The organism is Streptomyces sp. NPDC025793 (assembly GCF_055558375.1).
This window is the reverse complement of record NZ_JBVHMR010000049.1, coordinates 1-25,180: the sequence shown is the minus strand read 5'-3', so window position 1 is coordinate 25,180 and position 25,180 is coordinate 1. Positions and strand designations below refer to the sequence as shown.

The following is a 25,180-nucleotide window of genomic DNA, read 5'->3' as shown; positions in this document are numbered from 1 at the left end:
GATGCCCGGCCCCTGGCGCCCGAACACGAACAGGGCACAGCGTGACCTCGGTCATGCCCCCGGGACCTGGATGCCGCCTAGACTGGTTGGCCACGAACGGGGCAGCGCCGCCCCCGCGCACCAGCTCGCGCACCCGACCAACCGGAGGGGGCGAGCACGCTCCCAGGAAACCGGTCGCCGTGCCCACCGATCTGACACCCGTGATATCCGCCTGCGCCCGATGGCTCCTTGCTGCCTACCCGCCGCCCGCAGGCGCACTCAGCCGCGCCCTGGCCGAGGCCCAGGCACGCCAGGCCGCCGAGCTTGCCGCCCATCTGCGGTACCCCACCGGCCTTGACGTGCAACTGCTCCACCTGTGCGGCCCGGGCGGAGCCGACCAGCTGGACGCGCGCACGGGACACGGTCCGCACGAGGACGCCAGGGCGTGGCGGACCTGGGTGGACGAGACCGTCGTCAGTTGGGCCGCCTGCCTCCTGTCCGACCGCTCTCTTGCCGTTCAGGCACAACAGGTACTGGCCGCAACCGAGCACAGGACCGATACCGGCGGTCTGCGACGGCTCGTCGACCCGGGCACCCACGACAGCGAAGCCACCGTGCTCTTGCGCCACCCCGACCTGGTCGGACCCGTCGCCGCCCTGCACCGGTCCCAGCTGCTGGAGCTGCTGCACGTCGAGGCCGCCGGGACGGCGTGACGCCTTCCGCGAAGGCACGATGGTCTGCCGGTCACAGGGACCGGTCGGTTGCCGGAGGGTCGGACTTCTCGTCGTTCTCCCCCTCGTCGCCCTCGGCCTTGGCCCGCACGTCCCGGGGGGTCGGAGTCACGATGTTCCGTTCCTCCGCGGACCGCTCTCGTGTCTTTTCGTCGGGCCGGGTGTCGCCCCTGCGGTTGCGGTTGGCATTCATGGCAACGTCCTCTCCCTCTGTTCCAGGCGGCGGTCGGTGTCCATCCCGCGAGTACCCGGGTACTCGGAATCCGTAACCGCCCGCTCAGGGCTCAGGGCCAGGAGGAGAAGGGGCGACAGGCCATGGCCGGAACGACTGCCGGGGTACCCGGCCGGGATCATGACGCGACGCCCTACCTGCCGGGACGCCGCGCGGGGCTGCCCGGGCTGCGGAAGGCGGCCGCGCAGTGCCGGGGCTGTCCGCTGTATCGAGACGCGACCCAGACCGTGTTCGGCGAGGGCGACACGACCGCACGGGTCCTGCTCATCGGCGAGCAGCCCGGGGATCAGGAGGACCGTCAGGGCCGACCGTTCGTCGGCCCCGCGGGCAAGGTGCTGAGACGCGCCCTCGCGGACGCGGGCATCGACCCGGAGCGGGTCTACGTCACCAACGCGGTCAAACACTTCAAGTTCACCCTCCCCGAGGGTCGTAAGCGCCGGATCCACAAAGCCCCGACACTCCGTGAGATGACCGCCTGCCGGCCCTGGCTGAGGGCCGAGCTGAGAGTCGTGGCACCGCAGGTGGTCGTCGCGCTCGGCGGCACGGCAGGCAAGGCCCTGCTCGGCTCGGCCTTCCGGGTGTCCGGGCGACGCGGCGCGCTGCTGCCCTGGCCCGGCCTCGTCGGGAGCGGCGGAGACGGCGACGGGGCAGGCGGAGCCGAGCAGGGGATCACTGGGCTGGTGGCGACGATCCATCCGTCCGCCGTGCTGCGCGCCGGCGACGCCGACCGCACGCGGGTCTACGACGGCCTCGTCGAAGATCTGCGCATCGTGTCCCGCCTCCTGGCCGACGGTGACGGAACCGATCGGCGAGCTGAGGGCCGCAGGAGGTGACCATGCCGGAGTTGCCCGACGTCGAGGGCTTCCGTGACGTGCTGAACGGCTGTGGCCGGGGCAGGTGCGTCCGGCGGGTCGACGTGCACGATACGGATGTACTGCGCGGGGTCGGCGTGCGGCGCCTGCGGCGGGAGGTGGAGGGGCGGCGGCTCGGCCGGCCGTGGCGGCACGGGAAGTTGCTGATCGTCCCCGTCGGGGACGGCCAGGCCCTCGTCTGGCACTTCGGGATGACCGGCGACCTGGTGTGCGCCCGCGCGGACGATCCGTCGGCCGCCCATGACCGGGTCGTTCTGACCTTCGCCGACGATCGGCAGTTGCGCTACCGCGACCAGCGCAAACTCCAGGGCGTACGGCTGGCCCCGAATCAGCGTGCCCTGCAGCGGCTGCTGGACCGGCTCGGCCCCGACGCCCTCGAAATGACCCGCTCCGACTTCCTGGATCTGCTCGCCGCGCGGCGGGGCGCCGTCAAAGGCGTGCTCATGGACCAGTCCCTCATCGCCGGGCTCGGCAACTTGCTCAGCGACGAGATCCTGTGGCGCGCCCGCGTGGCACCCCGGCGCCGAGCGCAGGGGCTCGACGACGCCGAGGCGCGCCGTGTGTTCACGGCGATGCGCGGCGTACTCGCCACCGCCACACGGGCCGGTCGCGTACCACCGCGTCGAACCTGGCTCACCGGCCATCGCGACGACGGTGAACCGGTGTGCCCCCGCTGCGGAGAACGGCTGCGTTCACAGCGTGTCGCCGGCCGGCGCACCGTCTGGTGCACGCACTGCCAGCACTGATCGAGTCCCCGCACTAGCCGGAGGGCTCCTCGGGTACGGGATGGTCCGGATGGACCCCGGTGCGCCGTGGGGCGCCGCGCGGCCCAGCGCCTGCCTCGTCCACGTCGGGGACGTCGCCAGTGTCCTCCCGGTCGTCCGCACCGTTCCGCTCCGGCGTGCGGCGGTCGGTCGTGTGCGGGTCCCACCGGTCGTCTCCGTGCCCGGCCTGCTGGTCGGGAAGATCCCTCGGGACGGGATGCGGGCCGTTCCGCTGCGGGCGTGGTTTCATCGGTGTCTCTCCTCGTCGGATGCTGAGATGCGTCACGAGGCCCGGGCGTGTCCGCGCCTGCCGGTGTGCGACAGCGCCTCGACAAGCTCCTCGCGGTTCATGGAGGAGCGGCCCTTGACGTCGGCTTCGGCCGCCAGGTCGTACAGCTGTGCCTTGGTGAGCGAGTCGAGCGAAGGTTCCGTCCCTGAACGTGCCCGGCGGTCGGCGGTCACCTTCTTCGACGCGCTGCGCGTCCTCCCCGACGTCCGGCCCTTCCGCGACTTCGCGCGGTCGACGCTGGCCTGCAGTGCGTCCATGAGGTCGATGACGTTCGTGGCCTCGGCCGGCTGCTCGGCCTTCTCCACGCTCGCGCCCTTCTTCTTGGCCTCGACCAGTTCCCGCACCTTCTCGTGATACGTGTCGTGGAAGTCGCTCGGGTCCCAGTCCATGCCCAGCGAGTCGATCAGCTGCTTGGCCATCCGCAACTCGCGGTCGGCGGGCCGGACCCGCTGGGGAAGATCGTCGATCTCCGCGTGCGGATCCCTGATCTCGTCCGCCCAGTGCAAGGTGTGCAGGGTCAGGATCCCTCCGTCGGACTTCACCGCGACCAGGTACTCCCGGTTCCGCATGACGAAGGTGGCGATCCCCGCCTTGTCCGCACGCTCCAGAGCCTTCTGCAGAACGGCGTACACCTTCTCGTACTGCTCACCCTTGGGCCCCAGGTAGTACGTCCTGTCGAAGAAGACCGGCTCGACGTCCGTGAGGTCGACGAAACCGGTGATCTCCAGTTCTCGGGAGCGGCCCGGGGCGATGTCGTCCAGTTCCCCGGGCTCCAGGATCACGTACTCGTCTCCGGCGTCCAGGCCCTTGACGATCTCGTCCGGTGGCACTTCCTCGCCGGTGCGCTCGTTGACGCGCTTGTTGCGCACCCGGTCGGACGTGCCCCGCTGAAGCTGACGGAACCGGATGGTGCGGCTGTCGGTGGCCGCGAACAGCTGGACCGGCAGGGACACCAGCCCGAAGGTGAGGACACCGTTCCACATAGCGCGTGCCATGTCGCGGCCACCTCCGCGGGACGGACGGACTTGCTGGGAGTGCGAGTACCCAGCGCGGTGCCGCCTACCCCTCGCCCCACGTCCCACCTGGCCGTACGCACTCCGTGACCACGCCCCGCAGGCTGCCCGTGCGTTCCAGGAGCAGCCGCTGTTCGCAGGCGCCGTTGCCCCGGTCGAGCAGCCGAGCCACGGTGTGCTCGACGCGGGCCGCGTCACCGTTCTCGGCGCGGATGTCGCCGCTGTGGTCCGGCAGCGAGGGCACCACGTCCGCGGCGGGCCGGGGCCGCATGGTCGCCGGGTGGAGTGTGATCCCTCGCTGAGGACCTCCGTCTCCGCGTGCGTCCGCGTGGGCGAGGCGGGCGTCCATGGGCTTCAGCATGCCCGACAGCCGCAGGCCTTCGGCGACTTGCGCGAGGCGGTGCCCATCACGCTCATCGGACGGTCTCCCTGGCGCCCGGCACTCCGGCGAAGCAGCGTCATCGCCGCCCTGACCGACCGACGCCCCGGAGACCTGTTGTGCCGCTCGCCGGCAGGGTCGAGGTGTGCCCGTGCTGGTCAGTCCAACGCCGCTCGCAGCGCGGGGAGTAGCGTCCCTTTCGACCAGTCCAGGAACGGCGGCTGTGAGTCACCGCCGATCTGTACCAGGGCGACCTCGGTGAAACCGGCTTCTGCATAGGGGAGTACGGCTTGGACGAAGTCTTCCGGGTTGTCGCCGCATGGAATGGATTCCGCGACGTCGTCCGCGGTCACAAATGCGCTCGCCGAGGTGAAGGAGTCCGGGTGGGGCAATTCGGCATTCACTTTCCAGCCCAGACCGAACCAGCGGAACTGTTCGTGCGCGCGGCGGGCGGCCGCTTCGTGGTCGGGGTCATAGCTGACCGGAAGCTGCCCCACGCGGGGTTTGCCGGCACCACCGTGCCGGTCGAACGCGTCCAGGAGCCCCTTCTTGGGCTCCGTCGCTATGACCAGGTCGGCGAGGCGGCCCGCGAGAGCGCACGACTGGTTGCCTGACACGGCGATTCCGATCGGCGGAGGTGTCTCGGGAAGATCCCACAGACGTGCCGAGTCCACTCGGAAATGAGCGCCGTGACGTGTCACATGCCCGCCGCGGAACAACGCGCGGATGATCGAGACTGCTTCCTCCAGCATTTCATGCCGCACGTCGACCGAAGGCCAACCGGAGCCCACCACGTGCTCGTTGAGATTCTCGCCGGCCCCCAGACCGAGCCGGAACCTGCCCTCGGACAGCAGTTGAAGGGTGGCAGCCTTCTGCGCCACGACCGCCGGGTGATACCTCATGGTCGGACAGGTCACATACGTCATCAAAGGAATGCGTGAAGTGGCCTGGGCCGCGGCTCCGAGCACGCTCCATGCGTAGGAGGAGTGCCCTTGCGATGGCAACCAGGGAAAATAGTGGTCAGATATGACCGAGAAATCAAAACCCGCCGACTCGGCCTGCACAAGGTGGTCCACAAGGTCACGTGGACCGGCCTGCTCGCTCATCATCGTGTATCCGATTCGCGTCATGATCCGCGAGTACCAGGACCGATGGACACGAAACACCGATCGATTCCCTGCTCGACAAGGCGCAGTCTGCACGTGTGATCCTCCGGCACACGTGCAGAAACGGTGTCCGGGGCCGAGCGCCCTCCTGGCGAGCCGAAGCCCGTGGATCAGTGCGGAAGCGTCGAGGCGTCGTTGAGGCGGACGGCGCATTCCAACAGGAGCGCGTGGACGAACGCCTGGGAAAGGTTGCCGCGTAGCTGGCGTTGACGCACGTCGTACTCCTCCGCGAACAGCCCGGAGGGCCCGCAGGCCGCCCGGGTCCGTTCGAACCCGCGCAGGGCCCCGGTACGGTCGCCCAGTCGGTCGTTGGCCGGCGCCATGTTGAATCCGAACAGCAGGAAGGCACCTTCGGCCTCGCCGAGGTGAGACCCCGGATGAACGAAGCGGTAGAGGTAACCATCCTCGGCCAGTCGTTCGTCGATGAAGCGGTGGGTGGCCGCGCTGCTCCGATCGTCGGCGGACAGACAGCCTCGGGCCAGCGGCGTGAGCAGAGCGGCCTCCGGCCCATCGTCATCGGCGGCCCGGCGCCACCGGCCGTCGGAACGCAGGCAACGCTGCCGGGTATGGGTGAATACGGCCTCGGCGAGGTCGGCACACCGCTGCCCCACGCCGCCCGGCAGCACCTCGGCGACCCGCCGCAGACCACAGACCACACTGAGCCGGGACTGGGTCCACCACCGTTCCTCCAGTTCCCACAGGCCGGCGTCCGGCCGTCGCCAACTGCGCTGCACCGCATCGACCGCGACCGTGACGGCCCGCTCCGCCTCAGGGGTGAGCCGGTCGTGGTACCCGGCGGCGACGAACAACTGGAGCGCCTCGCCGAACGTGTCAAGCTGGAACCGACCGGCCGCCTGGTCTCCGACGCGGCAGTTTCCGCCCGGGTATCCAGGAAGGGGGAGTCTCCTTTCGTCCGGTACGGGTCCGCCGTCGACGGTGTACGCGGGGTGCAGGCCCTCACCGTCGGCGAGGACGCGTTCGGCGGTGAAGCGCACCGCGGTGTCGAGCAGGTCGTGCGGATCGTGCGTGGTGACTGCGAGGCCCGAAGCGCATGCGGGTCACCCTCATGGCACGGGCAGGAGCGGCAAGGAGCGGGCGCGGGCGGGCGAGTCGAAGACCGCGAGCAAGGCCTCGATCCGTGATCCGAAGGCGGCGTCCCAGCGCGGCGGGCAACGATCGCGCAGCGGCGCGGAAGGTCCCACGAAGGAACAGCTCTACGAGGGAAGCCAGGAAGCGCACACTCACGGTCGCTCCTCGATGACCAAGCGGCAGTTGGAGAACGCCTTCAGTCGTTGCGACTGACGATTCGCGTGGTGAACGTGCGTCGCACGCCTGGTCGGGACGCTGATCGGTGGCACGGTGATACGGAAAGCCAAGCCCCCGCCATATCCGCGGCCCGCAAACCTCAGCTTGCTGTGTTTGGCTGCCTCGGCTGGGGGAAGTAGACAATTGGGTGTGTTTCGGACATGAGGCATGTCTGTGGGAGCGGCGTTCCTGTCGCCCGGGCGAGCTGTCCGAAGCGCGTCGTGTGTTCATGGTGAACGTCGTTCGTCTCTCGCGTACGAGAGGTGCGGTGCACCATGCGAACCCCTATGAGCGCGCGTCCGGGCGCGCGACACCATCGTCACGATGATGCCCCGGAAACCGAGCAGGCGTTTCGCCGGCTGGCGTCGCTGCCGCCGGGAGCTGAGCGCGACGCGCTCCGTGAGGAGCTGGTGGAGGCCTGGCTGCCGATGTCCGAGCGGATCGCGGGCCGCTTCCGCGGCCGGGGCGAGAGCGAGGAGGATCTGCGGCAGGTCGCGGCTCTCGGGCTGGTCAAGGCGGTCGACCGCTACGACCCGGGACGCGGCAGTGCCTTCGAGAGTTATGCCGTTCCGACGGTGGCGGGGGAGATCAAGCGGCACTTCCGTGACCATCTGTGGAGCGTGCACGTGCCGCGCCGCATACAGGATCTGCGCAACCGGGTGCGGGGAGCCGTGCGCGACCTGGCACCGGCCGTTTCGAACCACTCGCCGAGCGTGAGGGAGATCGCCGATTACACCGGTCTGAGTGTGGAGGACGTCCGGGCCGGGCTGGAGGCGCTGGAGGGTTACGCCGCGTTGTCCCTGGACGCCGAGGTCCGGGGCAGCGATGACGGCTACTCGATCGGTGACACGCTGGGCGCCTGCGATCCGGCGCTGGACACGGTGGTGGACCGTGAGGCGGTCAAGCCTTGCCTGGCGGCCCTGCCCGAGCGTGAACGGGCCATCTTGTACATGCGCTTCTTCAAGGACATGACCCAGGCCCGCATCGCCGAGCAGCTGGGGATCTCGCAGATGCATGTGTCACGGCTGATCGGTCGTTCCTGCCACCGGCTGCGTGATGAGGTCCTGCAGGACGCCGCCTCCTGATAGTGCCGTTTCGTGCGAGGCAGGGCGCGTAGAAGGGCCGGGATGGGGGACCTGGTGTGCAGGGCGGGTTCAGCGGCCCCGGGGGCTGGCCCGGCCAGGCTCCTCTGGTTCGGACCGTGAGCCGGGGGAGCCGTCGTGCGTCCGGAGTGGTACCCCGGGCGGGACTGTGAACCGGTGGGGCGGAACACGTCACTGTCGGCCGAGGACGGTCGTGCATGTCGTGTCGGGTGAGGACCCGGGGCCAGTCGCCGGCGTTTCCGGGCCTTCAGGAGGATTCGCGCATCCACAGTTCTCGAAATCACCCGGCGAAGGTATGCGCAGGCCCGCCTGCTTGAGGTCGTCCCGGAATGCGGTCAGGCTTCGGTTGGGAGTAGCTGAGCTCATGGTCGAGCGGTCCGCGATCGTGGAGGCGCCTGGCGGGTCTGGCGGCCGTCGCGTGTGTGTCATCGAGTGGCACGGCGGTGGCCCGGAGGTGTGGCCGCGTCAGGGGGGTGGGCCGAACTGCTGGCCGACACCTGCGCCGGCGGGCCCGTCCCCGTTGGTGAGGGACACGAGGCCGTCCTGACAGGACCTGCCGCGACTCCCGCGACGTCGGGCCATGGCGAAAGGGCTGCCGCGCACAGTAGCTCCGGCATCACGGGGGAGGGGGGCACCGCCGGCCACCCAACGGAATCGGGTCACCAGCACGGCCGACCTGGTGAACCGGCGGGTATCAGAAGAGGGAATGAGCAGCGTCACAGGCAGCCGCGCGCCCGGGTTCCTGACCACGAACCCGGGCGTGAGCCGCTCGACCCGAAACGGGCTCCTGTGGGGTCAGGACTTGCCGCGGCCTGTGATGAGATCGCGGGCCCGGTCCACCAGGCCGGCGCCCGGCGCGAGGAGCTTGTTGGCGGGCGGGGTGTTCGGGGCGGAGGGGTGCGGGCGGGTCGGGGCCAAGGACTTGGCCCGGCGGATCTTGTCCCCGAGGTCGTTCAGCGCCTCGGGAGAGCAAGCCTGGCGCAGCATCGGGAAGAGGTGCTCCTCCTCATCCTGGACGTGGGCGGAAACCTCGTCCATGAGCTGCTGCAACAGCGGGCTCATCTTCGGATCGTCGGTGTCCGTCTTCTCCAACTGCTTGAGGAGCTTCTCGACCCGGCCGTGGTCCGCGATCTCCTTGTCCGCGATCCGGTCGCCGCTCTCGATGTGCTCGCGCACCGCTGGATACAAGTACTCCTCCTCGGCGATCGAGTGCCGTACCAGTTCGATCGTGACCTCGTCCACCACGTCACGGAGCGCCTGTCCGCCGCCCGGCATCGCCTGGATCCGGGCGAACATCTCCTCGACCTCCCGGTGGTCCGTCATGAGTTCCGCGATCACGTCTCCGCCATGCCCCATTGTCTGTCCGCCTCTCGCTGGTCATGTCTGGGCCGGGTCGGTCCCGCCCAGCTGACAGGGGTTCCCCATCGCGCACGCAGGTCCGTATGCCTTGCCCGTGTAGGCCACGCACTCCGCCCAGCCAGTCCCGAATGATGACCGGATTACTGGCTTCCGCGGTCACAGCGGTTCGTCTTCCCGCTGTCCGACCTGTTGAGGTCTGGTTCATCCGTCCTGTCCATGTGCTCTTCTCGTCCCGAGTGTCCGACGGGCCCGGCGTGAAACCTGGTTCAGGCCCGGCGGTGCGCGCCGCGGGTCATGGCGTGAGCCGGTCCTGGTGGCCGGCGCGCCATTCCACAAGGAGCACGGTCGCATCGTCGTTGAGATGGCCCGCGTGGTGTTCGACGACCGCGTGCATCAGCCGGCGCAGGGTCTCGTGGAGAGTCTGGCGGCCGGAGTGGTGGCGGAGGATGAAGTCGACGAAGCGGTCCCGGCCGAACTCGCGCCCCTCCGCGTCCCGGGCTTCGACGATGCCGTCGGTGTACAGGAGGAGCCTGTCGCCTGGCTGGAGCTGATGGTGGCGCACGGTGACAGGCAGGTCGAGCCCGGTGCCCATCGGGGCGGCGGGCGGGCAGGAGAGCTCGAAGGCCCAACGGTCGTCGCGGATCACAAGCGGCAGATGGTGCCCGCGGTTGATCCAGGTCAGCGTTCCTGTGCCAAGATCGAGGTCGGCGAGGATGCCGGTGGCGTAGCGGCTGCCGCCGAAGTGCGAGGTCAGCAGGTCCTCGATGGCCTGGCTGGTCTCGACGAGTGAAGCGCCCTGACGGCGGGCGTTGCGCGAGGCCGCGACGGCCAGGGTGGCGGTCATTCCGGCGGTGGTGTCGTGTCCCATGGCGTCGAAGACGGACAGGTGCAGCGCGCTGCCGCCGACCGCGTAGTCGAAGGCGTCACCGCCCACCTCGTAGGCCGGCTCGACCATGGCGCCGAGGGTCACCTCACGCCCTGCGTAGGCGGACGGCGGCATCAGGTTCCACAGCAGTTCCGCGGCCACGTTCATGGGCTCCGTCCGCACCAGCCGGGCGAAGGAGTCGCTGAAGGACCGCTTGCTCAGCAGCAGCAACGCCACCAGCGAGCCAAGGTCGCGAAGATCCCGCTGTACGTCTTCCTGATCGCAGTCGGCTGTGTCCGCCCGCAGGACGCCGACCCGCGCGACGCCGTCGGTCACCGGGACCCACCAGCGTCGGCGCCCCTCGTGAGCGGCTTCGGCAACGATGGTGACGCGTTGGTAGGCGCGGCCGGGCACTGTCGCGTCGATGTTCAGCCGTTCACCGCCCTCGCCCGCGTCGTCGCCACGGCCCGTGAGCTGCCGCAGAGACTTCTCCTGGAGATCCACCGCGAAGACGGCGACGTCCCGCAGGCCGACGCGCGCCGCGTGCGAGGCGATGAGCTCGGGCAGCTCGTCGAGTGTGGCCAGGTGAGCTGCCTGCATCAGCTCACGCAGCATCCGTCCGCTGTTCGTGGAGATCGGCATGGTTGGCTCCGGTGCCGCACCGTATGCGACACCGGCCGGGTACCCCGGTCGGCTCAGCCGTGACCGCGTCCTCAAGGGTTGCCCGTACGTCCGGACGGCATCGGCTCCGGTGATCGGGAGAACGCGGAGCAGCTGGGGCGGCGGCGCGGCCACGCGCTGTGTCGTGGCGCCGTGGACGCCGAGCAGCAGGTTCAGCCGGTCGAGTCCGCGAATGTGATTCTGGGAACGTCGAGAACGACTCGGCGGTGTTCCGGGACGGCGGCCTGGAGCGCGCCGGCAGGGGGCTCAAGGTGTTCGTGTCGTAGGCACCGTTCGCCGCGATCACCCAGGGGCCGCCGTGGGCGAACCGCATCATGGACGCCGGCTCCCGCCCGTGGCCGTCGGACGGGGACGGGTTTTGGCCTTGGCTGTCGACCGGACTGATGCCGGGAAGTAGGTCCGAAGTTCTGGCCGGTCGGACGTGCGTGCGCCACCACCGTCGTCCCGGTCAGGCCTTCGCAGCGAAGCGGGCCGACGTGCTGGGCGGTGTCCGGTTGACGTGGCTGCCGGCCCGTCCGGAGGGCGAGGGTGTGGCAACTGCGGCGTTGGCAAGGCGGTCGGGGCTTTGCCGTTCACGCGCCCGGTAGGGGCACGCGGGCCGCTGCTGCGCAGGAGTCGATCGACCTGATCAGAACCGGGCTCCCTCGGGTGACCCCGGCTCACCTGCCCACCGTCCAGGCTTGCGGCCCACCGCCGCGCCACTCGATCAGGTCCGAGTCGTCGACCGCCGAGTCGGTCTCCGGGAGGCCCTCTCGGCGCAGGAATTCCACCCATCGAGCAGGTGGTACGCGGTGCCGACGACCTTGCCATGGATCGTGACCTGCCGGCCACCGTCGGGGCTCGGCGGCTGGACAGTCACAGGCGCGCCTTCCATACTCACCGGGTCCCCCGCTGCCGAGGCACTCATGCCGGCCCGCGCCCGTAGGACTCCGTCCGTCACCGCATATGAGAAGCGTGAGCGGCCGTCGCACGAGACCGGGAACGGCACGGATGCCGTGGGCGGTCGGGCCGCGCGACATTCCCACCTGAGCGTCCCTGGGGTCTCGCCGCCGGGCAGCACGGAGGCTTGATCCGCCTCCCATCGCCCCGGGCGCGCCTCCGCCTGGCGCTTGGACACCAGCTGAGGGGCGAGGAACGCGTCGAACTGGCCCCCGCCTGCCCCCTCATGCCGCATGCATCCTCACCGAGCAAAAGAGCAGGCCGTCCCGGGTCCGGACGGTACCGGGCCCGAAGAACCGTCACCCGGGGCGCGGTCACACAGCCCGGGCAGCCAAGAGCTTGGACAACGCGGAACTCGGCCGCGCACACAAACTCGGTGAGACACCCTCGGATCGCAGGCGGTGCCGGAAGCCGCAGCGGACACGGGAGTTGCTGACGGCCGTACCGGGGGCTGAGTCGGCTATGGCCGGACAACGACTTGGAGTCGTCGGAGGAGTTCGTCGATTCCCGGTACCAGCCGGGGGCCCAGGACCGCGACGCCCATGGCGATGGCCACTCCGGCCCAGGCCACCGGACCGAGCGGTGTGCAGCCGAAGAACTGGCTGATCAGTGGCGTCTCGACAAGGCCGACCAACACCGCTGCCGAACCGAGGGCTGTCATCAGCACCAGCGGGCTGTGCCGCCGGCCGGTCACGGTCTGGGTGAGCTGGGCTCCGACCACCCCGCACAGCGCCATCGTGCTGGTCCGTCGCGCGGAGCCGGGCGTGATCGTGCCGATCAGCCAGGCGGTGCTCGCACCCAACGTGGTGACGATGCCCCGTTCGCGGATCTGCCGTGTCAGCGGATCGCCGAGAGCCGCGACGCCGACCGGGACGCTGTCCGCCAACGCCGATTCGCCGTCGGGGCTGTCCTCGGCGGCCTCGTCGCGTGGTGTGACCGAGACCGCCATCGCCGGGAACATGTCGGTGAGCAGGTTGACCAGCAGGATCTGCCGCGTGGACAGCGGTGAGGCGCCGGAGAGCAGCGTCCCGAGCACCGAGAAAGTGATCTCACCCGCGTTGCCGCCGATCAGCACGCTGATCGCATCCGCAACGCTGCGCCACAGTGCTCGGCCCTCGGCGACGGCGGCGACGAGCATGGACAGGTCATCGCTGGTGATCACCAGGTCCGCCGCGTTCCGGGCCGCGGCCGAGCCGCGGACCGCGATGCCGATGCCGATGTCGGAGGCGCGGATGGCGGCGGCGTCGTTGGCACCGTCGCCGACCATGGCGACCACTCGCCCGGCCGCCTGCAGCGCCTCGATCACCTGCAGCTTCTGCTCCGGTGCGACGCGGGCCACCACGTCGCAGTCACCCAGCAGGCGTGCCCGTCCGGCGCGGTCCTGTTCGGCGAGTTGGCCGCCCGTGATCACCGATACGTCGTCGGGCCAGCCGAGTTGGACGGCGACCGCACAAGCCGTCTGCGGATGGTCGCCGGTGAGCATGACGGGCCGCACACCGGCGTCGCGGAGATCGGAAACCAGCGGCGCGGAGCTGGGACGAGGGGTGTCGGCCAGAGCGACGTAGCCGAGCAGGTCCAGGTCCGCGAGAGGGCGATCGAGCGCCTCGGCAGGTTCTTCGGTGTCCGTCAGCGGGCGGCCGGCGACCGCCAGTATCCGCAGGCCGTCCGCGGCCAGGGACTTCGCGAGGTCGTCGGTGCTGTATGTGCAGGCAGGCAGTACGACCTCGGGGGCGCCCTTCACCAGCAGCACGCGGGAATCGTCCGCGGTGGCGCCGACTGCGGCGGCGTAGCCCCGGCTGGCCTCGAACGGCTGGATCGCGAGGGGCTTGCGCCGTGAGCCGGCCGGGGCGGCGGCGAGGATGGCCTCGTCCGTGGAGTGCGCGTGGATACCCGCCTCGTGGTCGGGGGTGCGGCAGGTCAGCGCCGCCGACTGCATCAGGGGTGCCGCCTCGGTGGCGTCGGCCGGGTGCTGGTCGCCGTCCGCCGTGGCGACGCGTACCACGTGCAGGCGGTTCTGGGTGAGGGTGCCGGTCTTGTCGAAACAGATGGTGTCCATGCGACCGAGGGCCTCAAGGGCGCGTGGGGTGCGGACCAGTACACCGATCCGGCTGAGCCGACGAGTTGCCGCCAGTTGTGCGACGGTCGCCACGAGCGGCAGCCCCTCGGGAACGGCGGCCACCGCGACGGCCAGTCCACCGCGGACCGCCTCGCGCACCGGTCGGCCGCGCAGCAGCGACAGCCCCGTCACGGCCGTGCCGCCCAGTAGCGTGACCGGCAGCATCCTGCCGGTCAGTTCGTGCAGCCGGGCCTGGACGCCGGGCGCCGGCCGAGCGCGTGAGGCGAGGTGGGCCGCACGCCCGGCCTCGGTCTGGTCGTCGGTGCCCACCACGACGGCACGGCCGTGACCGGCGGCCACGGTGGTGCCCGCGAAGACCATGCAGTGACGGTCGGCCACCGGAGCCTGCGGTGTGGCGTCCACCTGCTTGGCCGTCGGCAACGACTCTCCTGTCAGCGAGGACTCGTCCACCTCCAGGCCCTCGGCCTCGATCAGCCGTCCGTCGGCCGGTACGACGTCTCCGGTGTACAGCTCGATCAGCTCGCCCGGCGCGAGGCGCCGCGCGTCCACGGACCGCGTCTCCCCGCTCTCCACGTCGACGATGCGACGGGCCTCCTGACGCTGCCCCAGCTTGAGGCCGGCCAGCGCGTGCTCGGCGCGCAGCCTTTGGAGCCCTCCCACCAGGGCGTTGACCCCCAGCGCGCCGGCCACCAGCAGCCCGTCCACCATCGCCCCCAGGAGAGCCGACGCGGTCGCGCCGACGAGCAGCACGGGAGTGAGCGGGTCGTGCAGTTCGGCGCGTACGGCGCCGACCAGACGGAACGTCAGGCGAGCGGGGGCGAGCACGGGAAGACGGGCGGCCCTGCCGGCGGACTCCCGGAAACCCGCGAGCGTGCTCGGCTCCACCGTCCGGGCGCCGGCCCGCAGCCGCGCCAGCACCTCCTGGGGCTGGAGCGCGTGCCAGGGCACCCGGGGCGGCGGGTGCGGCGCATGGTGGGCACTCGCCTGGAGCGCTGCGCGCCAGCCCGATACGAGGGAGGCGGCAGCGGCGGCGTTCACCGGACCGATCCGCAAGCCCAGCGGGAGGGTGACGCGTTTCGAGCGGGCGCCCCGGGTCACCACCAGCAGACCGGCCAGCGCGGCGCCCGCCTCGGCGAAGAGCTTGGAGTGCTCGCTGACGGTCCGCGCGGCGGGGATGGCTGCCAGCAGACGCCACGCGCCTTCCAGCCCGTGCAGCAGCAGGACGTCCGCGCCCCACACCACCGCGCCGCGGGCGTCGGTGAGGGAGACGGCGATGTCGCTGCGCAGCAGACCCGCGAGCACGTCACGGCTCTCGGGATCCAGTTCTTCCTCCGTGTTGGCCCCGGCGCAGGGAACATGGGCCACGGTGAGCACGACGCGGCCCTCGTCCTGAAGCTGTTTCACCACGTCGGCCAACGGCACGTCCAGACCGACGAGTTGGTCCGCGAGCGCGTCGAAGTCGCCGAGTGATCCGTCATCCCGCACCACCACGTGGAGACCGGCCCGGCGGGCCGCGTCCAACGCGGCCTCGGCCAGTGGGTCGATCTCCCAGCCGACCAGCACGGTACCGATGTCACGGCCCCGCTCCGAAGCGATCATCAATCCGGTGTCCGACCCTCCCTGGTCGGGCACCGGGCGCAGTGCGAGCCTGTGCTCCTCGTCGGGCCGCAGGGCGGCCGCCGCGGCCTGCCACAGATGGTCGTGGTCCCATTCGGGCACGTTGGGGTGGACGTCCAGGACCGTGCGCCGGGTGCTTCGCAGCGCCTCGGGATGGAGGACCACCGTGTCGACGAGCTCCAGCTGCCTCAGCCGGTCCAGGCTACGGACGAGTACGCCCTCGCAGGCCAGCTCGGTGCACAGGGTCGCGGCGAAAGCGGCTGGTCCGTAGCGCGCGGCTTTGGGATTCCCGGCCAGCAGCGCCTCGGCGCTCTCGTGGACATCGCGGGTGAAGAGGAGGGCTCCGGCCGCGCCGAGCAGGGCTCCGGTGACAGCCTGGTCCCGGTACTCCTCGCCCGGGTACGGGTGAAGCGGCGGGCGGGCGACCTCGCGGCCGGCCAGGCTCAGCCGTTCCGGCGCGCAGACAGTGTCGTGCGCGGCGTCGAACGCCGCGGCCCGGGCCACGGCCTCGGCCAGCTGGCCCGCCCGCAGTGCGGCGTCCAGGGCGAGGGCGGTCGGCGACTGCCCAATCCCGTTGGCGGCCGCGTTGACGGCGGCCAGGACCAGATCCGTGGCCGAACGGCCCAGACGGCGCCGCAGCGCGCTCCGTATCCGTGGGTCCTCACGCAGCAGTGCCACCCCGGCGGTCAGCAGGTGCGGCCCCTGCTTCAGACGGACGGTCCGCGCCGCGACCGCGGTGCCGATCCCGACCGTGTCGCAGAACAGTGCGAGCGCCCCGGAACGTACCCCTCCTGTATGGCCCGGATGCGCCGGCTCCAGCACATCTTCCTCCGGCCGCTCCAGCTTCTGCCGGCCCGCCAGTTCTGTCGCCCTGTCCACCACACGATCGGTGACGGCGTCCTGCGTCGTCTGGATCACCAGCCGCGCCAGCCCGCCGTCCCAGTAGGCGGCCAGCACGTCCGGATGCTTCGCCAGGCCGGATGCCACGCGCCTGGCAGCTGTCTCCATACTGTGTACGGTAGCGCCCGGACGCGGGCGCAAGGGGAGCTGGACCCGGGTTCCGGCACGCCAGTACCCCTGGCCGGGAGCCATGGCGTTCAGCCCGACCCGGCCGACCCGCACAGCGCTCTCCGCCACCGCCACCGCACCGCGTTCGGTGGCGCGTCCCCCTGCTTCTGCTGCCGCGGCCGCCAGTCGGACAGCAGCACGCGCGCTCGGGAGGAATCGGCCGGCAACCTGCGCCGGCACCCTCACCGAGAGGCTCAGGCCTGCAGCAGGAAGCCGGCTCACCGTGCCAAGGACCATCTCTCACCTCGCGGAACCAAATGGACTCACCGGTCGACCGACCGGTGGGTCTTCTTGGGAGGGTGCGTACCGGCTGCGCGGCCGCCGGGCTGCGACCCGCCACTCCCCTCGGCGCGCCCGGGGCGCGACTGCGTCAGCCAGACCACCGCGGCGCCCGCGGCCGCTATCGGCCACTCGACCACACCAACGGCACCCATCAGTCCGACACCCGCGTACGCTGCCATGCGCCGTGATCGCGGGGAGACGACGCCCACCGTGTCAAGGACGGTGTCGAACGCGTCTCTGACCGGGGTCGCGCCCGGGAGATGGCTCACTGTCGCCGTGACTGTTTCGACGGGATGGAGCAGCTTCTCTGTCGCCGCGGACGATGACGCTCGCGCATTCTCGGTCATGTCCGTCTCATCTCCTAGGTGGGCCGTCCGAGGGGATCGGGCCGGTGGCGGCTGTCTGGTGCCGAGTACCTGGTACGCGGCGCCTTACACGGCCCGTCCGGACGGGTGACAGCGTGGCCGAGTCGGTCCAGCGCCTCGCGGTAGCCGGTGTCCCGCACGCGATGATCGGCAACGACGCCTCACCGAACCCTCAAGACGCCTCACCGAACCCTCAAGGAGTGATCAGCCAGATGTTGGAGCGCACCCGGCACAAGAAGCACACCAAGGTCACCTTCATCCTGCCCGCAGGCCATCCGGCCAGAGAGGCCAGTGTGGTCGGTGACTTCAACGACTGGCAGCCCGGCGCCCACCCGCTGACGCCGCGTCCCGACGGCAGCCGCGCGGTCACCGTCACCCTGCCGGTCGACCAGCAGCTGGGCTTCCGCTACCTCGCACACGGCGACCACTGGTTCGACGAGGACGACGCCGACGGCCACGACGGCCGTAACAGCCTTCTGCACACCTGACCCGACCGTTTCCCTCGGCCCGGGCCTGGGGCTGACGCCGGTACCGCTGGACGTCGGGTGTGCGCTTCGAGTCTCCGCGCCGGCGGGTGAGATCTCGGCGGTGGAGATGGCGCAGCGCTTGAGGAGAGCCGGGCCGGTCGGCTCCTCGGGCAGCGGTCCAAGGCCGGCGAGTCGTGGAGCCGTGGTCCGGCCCCCAGCCGGTCGGCCGGGTAAACCGGATGGGTGGGCTGACGGTGGAGCCGGACGGTTCCTGGATGTCAGGGGCGGGGCCGGGGTGGCCGCCGCGGCCGCGGGGGAAGGATGCCTGCCCTTCGAAGGGAAGCTGCGAGCCTAGGAGGGCGGGTCTTCCTCGGGGCCGGGTGCCTCGGTGATGTCCAGGAACACGTGGATGGCCTGCGGCCACTGCGTGGTGATCCGTCGTTTGAGTCGCACACAGACCAGTTCGACCTCCTCACTGTCGAGCCCCGGCACCAGATCGACGCGGGCGGCGACGAGCGCCGAGTCCATCCCCAGTCGCATGGTCAGCAGCGCCGCGACCTTGTCTATCTCGTTCTGGGACCCGAGGAAGTCACCGATCCGGTCGCGCAGTTCCGTGTCGACCGCCTCGCCGATCAGCCGGCCGCGTGCCTCCCGGGCCAGCCGATAGGCCACGCACAGCAGGAGCAGTCCGATCGCCATGGACGCGCCGGCCTCCCAGCCGACCTGCCCGGTCGCCATGTGCAGCGCGATGCCGAGTGCCGCGACGATCGCGCCGGTCACTGCTGTGGTGTCCTCCGCGATCACCGTGCGCAGCGCCGGGTCGGCCGCGCCGTCCCGCTGCCGGCGCGCCTGGTGCAGGGCGCGGAGCAGGGAGGCCCCGTCGGCCAGGAGCGCGATGCCGAGCACGGCGAGCCCCGCCGCATAGCCCGCCGGTGACTCCTGGCGGTCCGACCGCAAGGCCTGAGCGCCCTGGTACACCGAGAAACAGCCGCCCATGACGAAGATCCCCACCGCGGCCAGCAGCGCCCAGAAGTAGCGTTCCTTGCCATAGCCGAACGGATGACGATCGTCGGCGGGCCGCTTGCTGCGGCGTACGGCGATGAGGAGAAACACCTCGTTCAGGCAGTCCGCGACCGAGTGTGCCGCCTCCGAAAGAAGAGCGGGGGACCCGGCGAAGAGCCCAGCGACCGCTTTGGCCGCGGCGATCACGAGATTGGCTGCGATGGCGACGAGAACGGTCATCCGGGTCCGTACGTTCCGGGCCGTGGAGCTCCGATCGCGCCGCCTCTGCGTGTCCGTCACCAACGCAGCCCTCCAGCCTGCCGTGCGGACCCCGCTTGCCGGCTCGCCGCCCGGACACGACGGGGACCGAGCGCGGATCTCGGGCCCGCCCCGCCGTTCCGTGAGCATCCGGCCCGGGCGTGCCGGGGCCCGACGCCCCCTCCACGCCCGAATGCCCCGGTGAGCCGCGTTCATGCGGGGACAAGGGAGAGCGCCCGCGTGTGCGGAGCGCGCTGACGGCGCACCCTCCCGTGGGAGCGCCTAGGGCAGGCGGTAAGGCGGTCGCGGTGGGGTACCCGGCGCGGGGAGCGCGGTGACAGCGCCGGGCCAGAGCCTGAAAGGGGGGCTGCAATGGGATGTGCGGGACATCGTGGCTGACGCCCCGACCGCCGTGGACGCCCGCGTCGGTGACGTGGGTCCCGGGTGATGTGCGACCGGGGCCTCGGCCCGGGGATGGTGGTGGCCGACAGCGAACTGATCGGCCTGGTCGGTATGCGGCCGTGATTGCCCATGTGACCGCGCCACTGCGACCACCGCGGAACGAGGAACATCGGGAAGGAGAGTTGACGGATCATGCGTATCGCGTTTCTGACAGCGCCTGAGGGCGTCGAACAAGTGGAGTTGACCGAGCCCTGGCAGGCGGCCCTGGCGGCCGGGCTTGATCCGGTGCTGGTGTCGACCAGCCCCGGCCAGGTGCAGGCTTTCCACCATCTCGACAAGGCCGACACGTTCACCGTGGACGAGGTCGTCGGGGACACGTCGGCGGAGTCCTTCGGCGGACTGGTGCTGCCCGGCGGGGTCGCCAATCCGGACTTCCTGCGGATGAACGACAAGGCCGTCGCGTTCGTGAAGGACTTCTTCGAACAGGGGCGCCCGGTCGCCGCGATCTGTCACGCGCCGTGGACGCTCGTCGAGGCGGACGTGGTACGGGGCCGCGAGCTGACTTCGTGGCCGAGCCTGCGCACCGACATCCGTAACGCCGGCGGCACCTGGGTCGACGAGCAGGTGAAGATCTGCGGCCACGGGCCCAACAAGCTGGTCACCAGCCGGAAGCCGGACGACCTGAAGGCGTTCTGCGCGGCGTATCTGGACGTGTTCGAGCAGCAGGAGACGGGCCGATGAGTGGGACCCCCGACTGCAAGGGCGAACAGCTTGACGCCTTCCGCGCCCCCGACCCCGCTTCGGGGCCGCTCACCACGGACCAGGCCGTGCGGGTGGACCGCACTGACGACTCACGCAAGGGAGAAACTCACCCGCTTCGACCATGAACGGATCCCGGAGCGGGTCGTCCGCGCACGCGGCTCGGGCGCTTACCGATACTCGAACCGTACGAATCCTGCGCCGAGTTCACCCGTGTGGCTTTCCTTGCAGACCCCTCCGTGCGCACGCCGGTCTTCGTACGGTTCTCGACCGTGCAGGGGCCCCGCGGCTCCGCCGACACGGTGCGCGACGTACGGGGCTTTGCCACCAAGTTCTATACGAGGGAAGGGAATTATGATCTGGTTGGAAACAATTTCCCGGTGTTCTTCATTCAGGACGGCGTCAAGTTCCCGGACTTCGTGCACGCGGTAAAACCGGAACCGCAGAACGAGATCCCGACGGGAAGGCCACGAAGAGAGCACCATGCTCCCGTTCGCTGTTGTCCGACGTGAGCCTGGCGCGGCAGCTGGGCCGCGGACTTCTTGACGGAGAGCTCGCCGGCCGTGCCGGCCCCTTCGCGCCCTGAAGGCGACCCCCGGCGATCCGGTCGAGTGCCTCGTCCACATCGACGGCGAACTCCTCGTCCACCTCGTCGCGCAGGGCCAGCAGCATCCGGGTGGCCTCCTCGGCGTACGCCTCGCCGATGTCATGCAGGTGGTCGGCGCGGGCCAGTTCGTTGTCCCAGCCGTCGTCGGCCAGGTCCTCGCCACGAACCACGGCCGCCGTCTCCTCGCGCAGTGCCGGATCGAGCTGAGCCAGACGGACCGCGGCCATCCAGCGCAGCTGGACCGCGCGAGCCGGGGCCGGCCGGCCGGACTGCGGGTCGGCTGTCGCACCGCGCAGCGCGGCAACCGCCCCGCCCCGGTAATCGGGCCCGCCGAAGTGCCGCTGGGCACACGGCCTTAGGGCATGGCGCCCTGCTGCACCGCGGCGACCTTGACCCCACATCTCCGCCAGAGCGATCGCCTGCTCGGCGCTCAGCCGCTGGTTCTTGAGATGGTCCAGAAGCCACCGCTGCCACTCACTCAGCTCGCCAGGAGTGGAGTTGCTGAGAGACCTCGCAGCCTCCCATTCCGTCCAGGCGCGTTCCGGACTCCCGGCGACACGCGCCCAGTTGTAGGCCTGAAGCGAGGCGTCGGCACGCCGATCCCCGGACTGGTCCATCAATATTCCCCTTGCTCCGGCGGGCGGTGCGGTGTCCAGACCCTACCCATAGCCGAGGCCGCGCCACTGTGTGGTTGGGCGCTGTGAGAGCAGCTGTGGCCACCGCTCGGTCGGCGCTCGCCGGTGACAGCTGGTCCCGCACACGTAACTGCAACCACGGCGTGGCGTTGGACTGATCACAAAGAGGATGACCGTCTCATCGAACAGGAGCATCACAGTGATCATGAAGGTTCTGGCCGGCGCGGCTTTCGCGATTGCCGCAACGACGGCCGTGGCTGTACCCGCATCGGCGACGGACTTCGGAGGACCCAACGGCGGCACCGGTGTTACGGACTTCGGAACCCGCAACGGCAACACCACCATCACGGGCGAAGCAGGCGGCATCGGCAACACCTATGGCGCCCCGTTCGCCAACGCCGACCTCCGCTGTGCGGTGCCGCTACCGGAGGGTGAGGGCATCGGGGGGCACCTGCTCGGCGGGCCCAAGCCCGCGTGCAACCTCGCGCCCGTCGACCAGTACCAGGCACGGCAGAAGCTGCTCTGACAGCAGCACCGAGAGGTAGCGCTCCCGCGCCGGCCTCGCGGATCCCGACCACGAACCCCTACCCCCGACCGCGGGCCCGACCAGGGCAGGTCAGGGGTCGGTGATGTGGTCGAAGCCGCTGACGAGGCAGGCGATCGCCTGTGAGCCGGACTGGCTGAGGGGATCCGGCTCGCATGACTGGACCGGGCCGCTACCACCTGCTGGAGATCGCAGAGGTACGGACGGCCATCTCCGCTTCCGACCTGCTGAGTCCGCATGACCTGTGGCGGGTAGATCCCCGGGATGGCGAAGAAGAAGACGAAGAGGACGACGGCCAAGGGGACGGCAAAGACGGGGTCCTTGGCGGGGCCGGACCGGTTGACGCGTCAGCAGATGCTCGACAGTGTGCCCGGGTCCGGTGGTGTGCGGATCGGCTTCGCGATACCGGGAGAGGCCGACGTGGTGACCACGCTGCTGAAGGCGGCCGCCGACGATCTGGAAGTCGGCCATCTTGAGGCACTCGCGCGCGGAGAGTGCGGAACGTGGCTGCTGGACGCCCTTGCAGGCGCCGACCTCGAGGAACGGCTCGTGCGGGCCGGGGCAGCTGGGGAGTTGCAGCGGGCCGCGGGCGAGCTGTCCCTGCCGCTGGTCGCGCGGGACGGCGACGGCCAGGTCGTCGGCGCATTGTTGGGCGTTCCCTCGGGCACGATCGTCTCCGGGCTCGCCCGGCTGCCGGGCGGGAGACGCTACATCCTGGTGTCGATGCTGACGTACGCGAAGATCAAAGCGGTCGCCGTGTCCGAGCACGCCCGACGACGCGGGATCGGGGCCGCGCTGCTTGCACGGTGCGTGTAGGTGTACCAGCAGCTGGACTACGCGCTGCTGGTCGGCGAGTTCGACACCCAGCGCGCCCTGGGGCCGTACTACAAGCGACAGGGCTTCACCGCGCTGCGGCCCGGGCAGGGCATCGACGTCGGCACCTGGCTCACCGGCATGCCGCTTCATCTTGGTGCCGGACCGGCCTGACCTTGTTCCACCGGTGGTGGCCGCACGACAAGTGACGGCTATCTCGAGACCGGCCCCACCGCTGCGGCTTCTGCTCCGAGCCGTCATCACCCTGTGCCAAGCTGCTGTCCAGCGGCGTGGTGCTGCTGCGTCCTGAAGAGGCGGTTCTGGAGACCGCGTTGGGTTGCTGGATCATGCAGATGGAGTCGCGGAACCTCACCGCGGACTACATCGAGGACTCTCGTGGTCGTCGGAGCTGCTGGCAGGGCGCCGGGCGCGGACGGTGCGCGGTCTGCAGAACCAGATCGGCCGATTCCTGAGCTAACTGCTCGACCCGGCGTACGAGTGGATCGACGTGTGCGAGCACTACTTCGGCACGCACCCGGTGCAGATCTGCAGCGAGTGGAACACCATCCGCCAGCACGAAGTCGGTGACCACCCGGGGCCACGCCCTTTCACCCGCACCGAACTCACTGACTTCTTCGACTTCTGCGACACGCGAATCGACCGCGCGCGGCGCGCCCGCAGGAAGGGGACGCTGACCGCGGCCCGGGACGCGGCCATGTTCAAGGCCCAGTACGCCCGGGGGCTTCGCCGCCGGGAAGTCTGCCGCCTGGACTTGATCGACGTGGTGGAGAACCCGCGGCACCCGGAATTCGGCCGGGCCGGGGTGCTTGACGTGCGCTGGGGCAAGGGCAGCAACGGCAAGGGGCCGAAGCGCCGCCCGGTACTGACGGTCATGCCGTGGTCGGCGAACGCGCTGATCCAGTACATCGACGTGGTCCGCCCCTGCTACAAGCCGGGGCCGGCGCTGTGGGTGTCGGAGCGTGCGAGCCGGGTGTCGTTGTCGTCGTACAACGACCGCTTCAGCGAGTACCGGGAGGAGCTGAAGTTCCCGAAGGAGCTCGCCCCACACGCCTTCCGCCGCAGCTACGTCACCCACCTGCTGGAGGACGGGTGGGACCTTCGCTTCGTCCAGAAGCAGGTCGGCCACGTCCATGCCACGGCGACCACGATCTACTCGCACGTCAGCGACGACTTCATGACCTCTACGCTGAACGACGCGCTGATGGACGGCGCGCCGGAGGACCTGTGGACGATGGGAGCGGCACCGTGACGGAGCCTCGGGCGGAACGCAAGCAGACGGCGAACTACCACTGGCGGCTGGGCCGGCTGATGGAGGAGCGGGGATTGCGTTCGACGGTCGAACTGGGTCCGCTGCTGGCCGAGCGCGGTGTGGTGCTCTCGGACGCCCAGGTCTACCGGCTCGTGCAGTACATCCCGGAACGGCTGAGCCTGAAGACGCTGTCCGCGCTGTGCGACATCTTCGAGTGCACACCGAACGACCTGGTCATCCCCTACATCGAGGGAGCCGTGCAGCCGGTGCGGGCCGTGGCCGGCCCGGCTAAGCGCCCCCACCCGGCGCCTGAGTCCGAACCTGCCGTAGCGGAACTGCCCGAGCAGTTCGCGCCGGTGAAGGCTGACCTCGGGCCGACCCGACGACGCCCGTGAACGCCAAAGGCTACGTCCTGCCGAGCCACCCTTGCCCCTTCTGCGGATGCCTGGCACCCACCCACAGCCACCTTGACGTCAACGGCGCCCGGATACCCGCGTGCAGCAAGTGCTTCTCCAAGCCCATCGGTGTGGGCACCGGGTGCGGGAAGACCGGCGCTCTCTATGGCACCCGGCAGCGCGTCCCGCTCGTGTGCGGCTTTTGCTGGAACGCCCACACCGGAGCATGCGCGACCTGCGGCGCCCAGAGCAGGCTGATCCCCACCGGCGAGGGCCCACCGTCGATCTGCGAGGCCTGCTACCGGCCACGCGCTCGCCGCTGCGGCAGCTGCTTGAAGACCGGCGGCCGCATCAAGGTCGTCGCACGCGACGGCGACCCGGACCTGTGCGAGAACTGCTGGCTCGGCCCCCGCACCACCTGCGTCGTCTGCGGCCGCGAACGCCGCTGCCCGACCGGGCAGAAACCGGGGACCCCCGCGTGCGCTGCTTGCGTGCCCCGCCGACCTCAGCCTTGCCGAGCACGCGGTCGCACCGACATGCCGTTCGCTGTCCACGACGGAACGGTGATCTGCTGGCCCTGCCATCGTGCCGAGTACGACACCCCACCCCCGTACTCCTGCACCAGGGTTCCGCAGCCGTCCGGCACGGGTCGCCGGAGACCTGAAGCGCCCAGCCGGCTGGAAGCGCGACTACGGCTGCCACGACTGCCGTGCCCAGCACCCGCGCTACACCTACGGCCGCTGTGACCGGTGCGCCCTCGCCGCCGTCTTCGACCACCTCACCCCGTCTCCGGAGGCTCGACGCGCACTGGCCCCACTCCGCGACGCACTTCTGACCGGTCCGCGGCCGGCTAGTGCGTTGACCACGAACGTTGCCGGGGTGCTGGGGACGCGCCGGTCGATGCTCGCGGTGCCGGGTGTGTAGGCCTCATCCTCGATGTCG

At 70.4% G+C, this 25,180-nt stretch carries 21 protein-coding genes and 2 pseudogenes; 13 read left to right on the top strand and 10 right to left on the bottom strand.

Annotated features, from left to right (window positions below; translation table 11 throughout):
• Positions 1 to 179 precede the first annotated feature (179 nt).
• The 3 genes from ACZ4MF_RS42335 to ACZ4MF_RS42325 all read left to right on the top strand — a co-directional run bounded on the left by ACZ4MF_RS42335 (position 180) and on the right by ACZ4MF_RS42325 (position 2,560).
• Positions 180 to 692, top strand: a complete 513-nt coding sequence (locus ACZ4MF_RS42335) for a hypothetical protein (RefSeq protein WP_467498839.1) — start codon at positions 180 to 182, stop codon at positions 690 to 692.
• 333 nt (positions 693 to 1,025) lie between these two features.
• Positions 1,026 to 1,775: a UdgX family uracil-DNA binding protein gene (locus tag ACZ4MF_RS42330; protein ID WP_467498837.1), complete on the top strand. Its 750-nt coding sequence runs from the start codon at positions 1,026 to 1,028 to the stop codon at positions 1,773 to 1,775.
• Positions 1,776 to 1,777: 2 nt separating this feature from the next.
• Positions 1,778 to 2,560: an Fpg/Nei family DNA glycosylase gene (locus tag ACZ4MF_RS42325; RefSeq protein WP_467498835.1), complete on the top strand. Its 783-nt coding sequence runs from the start codon at positions 1,778 to 1,780 to the stop codon at positions 2,558 to 2,560.
• 13 nt (positions 2,561 to 2,573) lie between these two features.
• On the opposite strand, the gene ACZ4MF_RS42320 is transcribed toward ACZ4MF_RS42325, so the two are convergent.
• The 5 genes from ACZ4MF_RS42320 to ACZ4MF_RS42300 all read right to left on the bottom strand — a co-directional run bounded on the left by ACZ4MF_RS42320 (position 2,574) and on the right by ACZ4MF_RS42300 (position 6,420).
• Positions 2,574 to 2,828 carry a hypothetical protein gene (locus tag ACZ4MF_RS42320; RefSeq protein ID WP_467498833.1) on the bottom strand — a complete coding sequence of 85 codons (255 nt, stop codon included), beginning with the start codon at positions 2,826 to 2,828 and terminating at the stop codon, positions 2,574 to 2,576.
• A gap of 32 nt (positions 2,829 to 2,860) precedes the next feature.
• Complete coding sequence (gene ku, locus ACZ4MF_RS42315; RefSeq protein ID WP_467498831.1) at positions 2,861 to 3,862, bottom strand: non-homologous end joining protein Ku; 1,002 nt, start codon at positions 3,860 to 3,862, stop codon at positions 2,861 to 2,863.
• A 64-nt stretch (positions 3,863 to 3,926) separates the two neighbouring features.
• The gene (locus ACZ4MF_RS42310) at positions 3,927 to 4,151 is read right to left on the bottom strand and encodes a hypothetical protein (RefSeq protein WP_467498829.1); all 225 of its coding nucleotides are present in this window, start codon (positions 4,149 to 4,151) and stop codon (positions 3,927 to 3,929) included.
• 266 nt (positions 4,152 to 4,417) lie between these two features.
• Positions 4,418 to 5,389: an LLM class F420-dependent oxidoreductase gene (locus ACZ4MF_RS42305; protein ID WP_467498827.1), complete on the bottom strand. Its 972-nt coding sequence runs from the start codon at positions 5,387 to 5,389 to the stop codon at positions 4,418 to 4,420.
• 146 nt (positions 5,390 to 5,535) lie between these two features.
• The gene (locus tag ACZ4MF_RS42300) at positions 5,536 to 6,420 is read right to left on the bottom strand and encodes a glycoside hydrolase family 15 protein (RefSeq protein WP_467498825.1); all 885 of its coding nucleotides are present in this window, start codon (positions 6,418 to 6,420) and stop codon (positions 5,536 to 5,538) included.
• Between the two features lie 91 nt (positions 6,421 to 6,511).
• Between ACZ4MF_RS42300 and ACZ4MF_RS42295 the strand changes: the two are divergent.
• A pseudogene (locus ACZ4MF_RS42295) lies at positions 6,512 to 6,727 on the top strand (plasmid stabilization protein); the annotation flags it as partial.
• 290 nt (positions 6,728 to 7,017) lie between these two features.
• On the top strand, positions 7,018 to 7,815 hold the full coding sequence (locus ACZ4MF_RS42290; RefSeq protein ID WP_467498823.1) for an RNA polymerase sigma factor SigF: 798 nt from the start codon (positions 7,018 to 7,020) through the stop codon (positions 7,813 to 7,815).
• An 813-nt stretch (positions 7,816 to 8,628) separates the two neighbouring features.
• Here the strand turns inward: ACZ4MF_RS42290 and ACZ4MF_RS42285 are convergent.
• The 3 genes from ACZ4MF_RS42285 to ACZ4MF_RS42275 all read right to left on the bottom strand — a co-directional run bounded on the left by ACZ4MF_RS42285 (position 8,629) and on the right by ACZ4MF_RS42275 (position 16,676).
• On the bottom strand, positions 8,629 to 9,189 hold the full coding sequence (locus ACZ4MF_RS42285; RefSeq protein ID WP_467498821.1) for a hemerythrin domain-containing protein: 561 nt from the start codon (positions 9,187 to 9,189) through the stop codon (positions 8,629 to 8,631).
• Positions 9,190 to 9,484: 295 nt separating this feature from the next.
• Positions 9,485 to 10,699, bottom strand: a complete 1,215-nt coding sequence (locus ACZ4MF_RS42280; RefSeq protein WP_467498819.1) for a PP2C family protein-serine/threonine phosphatase — start codon at positions 10,697 to 10,699, stop codon at positions 9,485 to 9,487.
• A gap of 1,438 nt (positions 10,700 to 12,137) precedes the next feature.
• Positions 12,138 to 16,676: an HAD-IC family P-type ATPase gene (locus tag ACZ4MF_RS42275; RefSeq protein WP_467498817.1), complete on the bottom strand. Its 4,539-nt coding sequence runs from the start codon at positions 16,674 to 16,676 to the stop codon at positions 12,138 to 12,140.
• Positions 16,677 to 17,298: 622 nt separating this feature from the next.
• On the opposite strand from ACZ4MF_RS42275, the gene ACZ4MF_RS42270 reads away from it, so the two are divergent.
• The gene (locus ACZ4MF_RS42270) at positions 17,299 to 17,574 is read left to right on the top strand and encodes an isoamylase early set domain-containing protein (protein WP_467498815.1); all 276 of its coding nucleotides are present in this window, start codon (positions 17,299 to 17,301) and stop codon (positions 17,572 to 17,574) included.
• A gap of 330 nt (positions 17,575 to 17,904) precedes the next feature.
• Here ACZ4MF_RS42270 and ACZ4MF_RS42265 read toward each other — a convergent pair whose 3' ends face one another.
• Positions 17,905 to 18,795, bottom strand: coding sequence for a cation diffusion facilitator family transporter (locus ACZ4MF_RS42265; protein WP_467498813.1), 891 nt, complete (start codon positions 18,793 to 18,795; stop codon positions 17,905 to 17,907).
• Between the two features lie 612 nt (positions 18,796 to 19,407).
• On the opposite strand from ACZ4MF_RS42265, the gene ACZ4MF_RS42260 reads away from it, so the two are divergent.
• Both ACZ4MF_RS42260 and ACZ4MF_RS42255 read left to right on the top strand, forming a co-directional pair.
• Positions 19,408 to 19,956, top strand: a complete 549-nt coding sequence (locus tag ACZ4MF_RS42260) for a type 1 glutamine amidotransferase domain-containing protein (RefSeq protein WP_467498811.1) — start codon at positions 19,408 to 19,410, stop codon at positions 19,954 to 19,956.
• A pseudogene (locus ACZ4MF_RS42255) lies at positions 19,953 to 20,438 on the top strand (catalase); the annotation flags it as partial. The gene ACZ4MF_RS42260 and the pseudogene ACZ4MF_RS42255, both read left to right, overlap by 4 nt.
• On the opposite strand, the gene ACZ4MF_RS42250 reads toward ACZ4MF_RS42255, so the two are convergent.
• Positions 20,377 to 21,198 carry a hypothetical protein gene (locus ACZ4MF_RS42250; protein WP_467498810.1) on the bottom strand — a complete coding sequence of 274 codons (822 nt, stop codon included), beginning with the start codon at positions 21,196 to 21,198 and terminating at the stop codon, positions 20,377 to 20,379. The pseudogene ACZ4MF_RS42255 and the gene ACZ4MF_RS42250 overlap by 62 nt on opposite strands.
• Before the next feature lie 223 nt (positions 21,199 to 21,421).
• Here ACZ4MF_RS42250 and ACZ4MF_RS42245 point away from each other — a divergent pair, with 223 nt between their 5' ends.
• From ACZ4MF_RS42245 to ACZ4MF_RS42225, 5 genes are all read left to right on the top strand, one after another.
• Positions 21,422 to 21,742, top strand: coding sequence for a hypothetical protein (locus ACZ4MF_RS42245; RefSeq protein ID WP_467498873.1), 321 nt, complete (start codon positions 21,422 to 21,424; stop codon positions 21,740 to 21,742).
• A 282-nt stretch (positions 21,743 to 22,024) separates the two neighbouring features.
• Positions 22,025 to 22,576, top strand: coding sequence for a GNAT family N-acetyltransferase (locus tag ACZ4MF_RS42240; RefSeq protein WP_467498808.1), 552 nt, complete (start codon positions 22,025 to 22,027; stop codon positions 22,574 to 22,576).
• Positions 22,577 to 22,747: a hypothetical protein gene (locus ACZ4MF_RS42235; RefSeq protein WP_467498806.1), complete on the top strand. Its 171-nt coding sequence runs from the start codon at positions 22,577 to 22,579 to the stop codon at positions 22,745 to 22,747. It begins immediately after the preceding gene.
• Positions 22,748 to 23,081: 334 nt separating this feature from the next.
• Entirely contained in the window at positions 23,082 to 23,843 is a 762-nt protein-coding gene (locus ACZ4MF_RS42230) for a tyrosine-type recombinase/integrase (protein ID WP_467498804.1), read from the top strand.
• Positions 23,840 to 24,238, top strand: a complete 399-nt coding sequence (locus ACZ4MF_RS42225; RefSeq protein WP_467498802.1) for a helix-turn-helix domain-containing protein — start codon at positions 23,840 to 23,842, stop codon at positions 24,236 to 24,238. The genes ACZ4MF_RS42230 and ACZ4MF_RS42225 overlap by 4 nt, the downstream gene beginning before the upstream one ends.
• Positions 24,239 to 25,180 lie beyond the last annotated feature (942 nt).

Bases quoted from the DNA above. Each gene is read 5' to 3' on its own strand.
- ACZ4MF_RS42330 (WP_467498837.1), top strand. From the start codon at position 1,026: ATGGCCGGAACGACTGCCGGGGTACCCGGCCGGGATCATGACGCGACG.
- ACZ4MF_RS42325 (WP_467498835.1), top strand. From the start codon at position 1,778: ATGCCGGAGTTGCCCGACGTCGAGGGCTTCCGTGACGTGCTGAACGGC.
- ACZ4MF_RS42320 (WP_467498833.1), bottom strand. From the start codon at position 2,828: ATGAAACCACGCCCGCAGCGGAACGGCCCGCATCCCGTCCCGAGGGAT.
- ku (WP_467498831.1), bottom strand. From the start codon at position 3,862: ATGGCACGCGCTATGTGGAACGGTGTCCTCACCTTCGGGCTGGTGTCC.
- ACZ4MF_RS42310 (WP_467498829.1), bottom strand. From the start codon at position 4,151: ATGCGGCCCCGGCCCGCCGCGGACGTGGTGCCCTCGCTGCCGGACCAC.
- ACZ4MF_RS42305 (WP_467498827.1), bottom strand. From the start codon at position 5,389: ATGACGCGAATCGGATACACGATGATGAGCGAGCAGGCCGGTCCACGT.
- ACZ4MF_RS42290 (WP_467498823.1), top strand. From the start codon at position 7,018: ATGAGCGCGCGTCCGGGCGCGCGACACCATCGTCACGATGATGCCCCG.
- ACZ4MF_RS42285 (WP_467498821.1), bottom strand. From the start codon at position 9,189: ATGGGGCATGGCGGAGACGTGATCGCGGAACTCATGACGGACCACCGG.
- ACZ4MF_RS42280 (WP_467498819.1), bottom strand. From the start codon at position 10,699: ATGCCGATCTCCACGAACAGCGGACGGATGCTGCGTGAGCTGATGCAG.
- ACZ4MF_RS42275 (WP_467498817.1), bottom strand. From the start codon at position 16,676: ATGGTCCTTGGCACGGTGAGCCGGCTTCCTGCTGCAGGCCTGAGCCTC.
- ACZ4MF_RS42270 (WP_467498815.1), top strand. From the start codon at position 17,299: ATGTTGGAGCGCACCCGGCACAAGAAGCACACCAAGGTCACCTTCATC.
- ACZ4MF_RS42265 (WP_467498813.1), bottom strand. From the start codon at position 18,795: ATGACCGTTCTCGTCGCCATCGCAGCCAATCTCGTGATCGCCGCGGCC.
- ACZ4MF_RS42260 (WP_467498811.1), top strand. From the start codon at position 19,408: ATGCGTATCGCGTTTCTGACAGCGCCTGAGGGCGTCGAACAAGTGGAG.
- ACZ4MF_RS42250 (WP_467498810.1), bottom strand. From the start codon at position 21,198: ATGGACCAGTCCGGGGATCGGCGTGCCGACGCCTCGCTTCAGGCCTAC.
- ACZ4MF_RS42245 (WP_467498873.1), top strand. From the start codon at position 21,422: ATGAAGGTTCTGGCCGGCGCGGCTTTCGCGATTGCCGCAACGACGGCC.
- ACZ4MF_RS42240 (WP_467498808.1), top strand. From the start codon at position 22,025: ATGGCGAAGAAGAAGACGAAGAGGACGACGGCCAAGGGGACGGCAAAG.